General features: G+C 70.5%; 6 protein-coding genes. 4 read left to right on the top strand and 2 right to left on the bottom strand.

Annotated features, from left to right (window positions below; all coding sequences use genetic code 11):
- From PKH97_RS15160 to PKH97_RS15170, 3 genes are all read left to right on the top strand, one after another.
- Positions 1-211 (top strand): ABC transporter permease (locus PKH97_RS15160; protein WP_324388426.1); only part of this gene is annotated, 211 nt, incomplete at its 5' end.
- A 211-nt stretch (positions 212-422) separates the two neighbouring features.
- The gene (locus PKH97_RS15165) at positions 423-653 is read left to right on the top strand and encodes a hypothetical protein (RefSeq protein WP_324388427.1); all 231 of its coding nucleotides are present in this window, start codon (positions 423-425) and stop codon (positions 651-653) included.
- Positions 646-1,113, top strand: a complete 468-nt coding sequence (locus PKH97_RS15170) for a TA system VapC family ribonuclease toxin (protein WP_324388429.1) — start codon at positions 646-648, stop codon at positions 1,111-1,113. Before PKH97_RS15165 ends, PKH97_RS15170 begins: the two co-directional genes overlap by 8 nt.
- A gap of 29 nt (positions 1,114-1,142) precedes the next feature.
- Here the strand turns inward: PKH97_RS15170 and PKH97_RS15175 are convergent, their stop codons facing one another.
- On the bottom strand, positions 1,143-1,337 hold the full coding sequence (locus PKH97_RS15175; RefSeq protein ID WP_324388430.1) for a hypothetical protein: 195 nt from the start codon (positions 1,335-1,337) through the stop codon (positions 1,143-1,145).
- 82 nt (positions 1,338-1,419) lie between these two features.
- On the opposite strand from PKH97_RS15175, the gene PKH97_RS15180 reads away from it, so the two are divergent.
- Entirely contained in the window at positions 1,420-2,331 is a 912-nt protein-coding gene (locus tag PKH97_RS15180) for a LysR family transcriptional regulator (protein WP_324388431.1), read from the top strand.
- Between the two features lie 9 nt (positions 2,332-2,340).
- Here the strand turns inward: PKH97_RS15180 and PKH97_RS15185 are convergent.
- Positions 2,341-3,350, bottom strand: a 1,010-nt coding sequence (locus PKH97_RS15185; RefSeq protein ID WP_324388432.1) for an NAD(P)/FAD-dependent oxidoreductase, incomplete at its 5' end; no start/stop codon positions are given.

Here is a 3,350-nt window from a genome sequence, read left to right on the forward strand (position 1 = left end):
CGGGCTGATGTTCACCACGATCCTCCCGATCACGTTCCTCTCCAACGCCTTTGCGCGCACCGATGTCATGCCGGGCTGGCCGCGCACCCTTACCGAGTGGAATCCGATCAGCGCGCTGACCCAGGCCCTCCGCGACAACTGGGGCGTGGCCGGCTCCGCCGTCCGCGCCGATGCCCCTGGCCGCTGCACCACCCGGAGCTGGCGACCCTGATCTGGTCGCTCGCGATCACTGCGATCATCGCGCCGCTCGCCCTGCGCGCCTCAACGCGCGGACGACCGACTGAGCGCGCCTGACGTTCGCCGAAGCCCGAGCGCGACCGGGGTCAGACGCGGCGGAGCCGACCGACCGGCGCGCGACGCCTGCCGGGCGGCGGCGGAGCACTCACGCATCACACTGCCCATTATGATGCTATGATGTTCTGATGCGAACGACCTTGGATCTCGACGAGGTGGTGCTCAGCGCCGGTCGGGCCAAGGCGCGGGCCGACGGGACCTCGCTCGGCCGGGCCATCTCCGACCTTGCCCTAGCCGGGCTCACCCGCCCACCACTGCAGCAGGCAGCCGCGGACGGCGACGAGCTCCTGGTGCTTCGCGGAGTCCCCGGGCACCTGGTCACCGACGATCTCGTCGCCGCCCACCGTGACGATGACTGACGTCACGTCGGCGGGTGGGGCACCCGCCGCGACGCCTCGGCTGCTGGACGTCAACGCGCTTCTCGCGCTCATGTGGGACCAGCACGTCCACCATCGAGCGGTCCGGGCCGCCTTCCGCGCATTGACGGCCTTCGCAACGACCCCAGTAACCGAAAACGGTCTCATTCGCCTATTGCTGACTCCTGCGGTCGTCGGGCGTGACGTCACGGCCGCCGAGGCCTTCGCGGCGTTGGACGCGTTGCGCGCCCAGGATTCGTGGCACTGGGTTCCCGACGAGGCGTCGTTCAGCGACGCGCACGTCGACCTCCGCGTGCTCGGCGGGCGTCGGCAGGTGACCGACCTGCACCTGGTCGATCTGGCGGCCCGAAGCGGGTGCGTGCTGGCGACGCTCGACGCCGGGCTCCCCGAATGGCTCGCGCCGAATGATCGGCGACACGTCGAGCTGTGGAAGCCCGCCTGACGCTAGCCGAGGCCCGCGCACGACCGGGGTCAGGCACGGTGGAGGCGACCGACCGGCATACGGGAAGAGCTGTGGAGGTGGCGGCCCAGCCACGACCGGAAGGCGGTCCCGTTGCCCGGGGCCAGGTCGGCCGATGAGGTGGGGAGCGCGCGGAGGTCGGCGACCATGCGCTCGAGGTCGCGGTCGACGAGGACGTCTGCGTAGCGGCTGTAGTTGCTGTTCATGGATACCACCGTGCCCGCGACAATCCAACAGCACAAGCGATTGTTTCTTCACAACCGTTCGTCGCAGACGTACGCTTGCGCGATGATCGACATGACGCGTCTGCGGGTGTTCCGCGCGGTGGTCCACGCCGGCACCGTCCACGCCGCGGCCGCCAACCTCGGCTACAGCCCATCGTCGGTGTCTCAACACATCAACGCCCTGCAGCGCGAGACGGGCCTGACGCTCTTCGAGAAGTCCGGCCGCGGGATCACGCCGACTCCGGCGGGCCTGGCGCTCGCCGAGGGCAGCGAGGAGATCATGTCCTCGTTCGGGCGCCTGACCGGCCTCGTCGAGGACCTGCGCGAGGGCCGGACCGGCACCCTGACGATCGGCACCTTCCCGTCGGCGGGCCAGTACCTCGTCCCGCAGGTTGCGCGCACCCTTGCCGCCGAATTCCCTTCTCTCCTGCTGAATCTCGACCTCATCGACGTCATCGACGGGCCTCGGTCGGCCTACGACATCGAGTTGCGAGCGGAGGATCCCACGCTGGCACCGACCAGCGTCGACGGGCACCGGCGCTTCGAGCTCCTTGTCGAGCCGTATGTCGTGGTCCTCCCCCGCGACCATCCGCTCGCGGCGATGCCACAGATCGGCCTCGCCGATCTTGCCGGCGAGCGGCTGATCGCCGAGGGCATGGCCGACACCACCTGCTCGGGGATCCTCCGGCGGGCGTATGCCGCGTCCGGTGCCAACCCCCGGTATGTCGCGCGCACGAGCGACCACCACGCCGCCGTCGCGCTCGTGTCGGCAGGAGTCGGCCTCACCTTGCTGCCACGCCTGGCGATGGGACGCCTCTCGGAGGACCTGCTCGAACGTGAGGTCGCCGGCGAAGCCGCCCCGAGTCGGCGCATCGTCGCCTTCGTCAGTGAGGCCGCCGCCCCCCGCCGCGCCGTTATCCGCGCCCTGCACGTGCTGCGCGAGATCGCCCGCTCCCGTGAGGCGGCAGCCGCCTGAGCGCGCTGGTCAACCAGGCAGCCCGCGCATCAGGCGATCCCGCGCCGCATGCCCGCGATCGAGGAGGGCGGTCCGCATGACCAGGCCGGCGGTGATGCGGGCTGCCTGCGTGACGGGGACGCGACGGGCCTGCCAGCGGGTCAGGTTCTCTGCGGCTAGCGCATCGGCGAGCGAGGTGGCATCGAGGATCGCGTCACAGGCACCGCGGCCCAGATTCGGCGTCATCGCGTGTGCCGCGTCGCCGATCACGACGTATCGACCGCGGACATAGCGACGTAGGGCCGGCGTCGTCCACATCCGGGTCGCCGTGGTCTCACGACCGGCCGAGGCAAGCACGCGGTCGATGACCGGCGCGCCGGCCCGGCCGAGGTGACGCCGGAATTCGCCAACGACGTCGGGCACGGCGAGCGGTTCCTGCAGCGCGCTGCGGTGGGTCGTGAACCAGTAGCCTTCGCGACCACCGGCGCCGACCACGCCGAAAAGTGCTCCCGGTCCCCAGTATTCGCCTTCCTCGTCAGCGGCGACGGCATCGTGCACGGGACCGCGCAGTGCGACATACGGCGTCGGCAACCGCTGTGCCCGGCCCGGCTCGATGAGGCCACGTACCACCGATCGGACACCATCGGCGCCGACCACGACATCCGCGTCCAGCGTGCGCGGATCATGGATTGTGCTCTCTTCCACGCGGACCGAGGAGGGCACAGCCGCTTGGAGCGCGGCGAGCAGCACGGGTCGCGCCACCATCAGCAGCCCGAGGTCGGGGGCGCTGCGTACGAATGCTCCCTGCAGGGTATGGATGCCACCCCTCACCTCGATTCCGTTGTCGCGCAATGGTTTTGCGCCGCCCAATCGTTCCAGCGCGCGCATGGTGCTCGGCCACAGCACAAGTCCCCCGCCGAGCCGGGCGCGCGCGGGCTCCGCCTCATAGATCGTGACCGCGAAGCGCCGAGGATCGAGGGCCGCCGCCAGGGCCAGCCCACCGATGCCCCCTCCAACAATGGCTACCCGCTGAACTGCCC

It is taken from the genome of Nostocoides sp. (assembly GCF_035343835.1).
GTDB lineage: Bacteria > Actinomycetota > Actinomycetes > Actinomycetales > Dermatophilaceae > Nostocoides_A > Nostocoides_A vanveenii.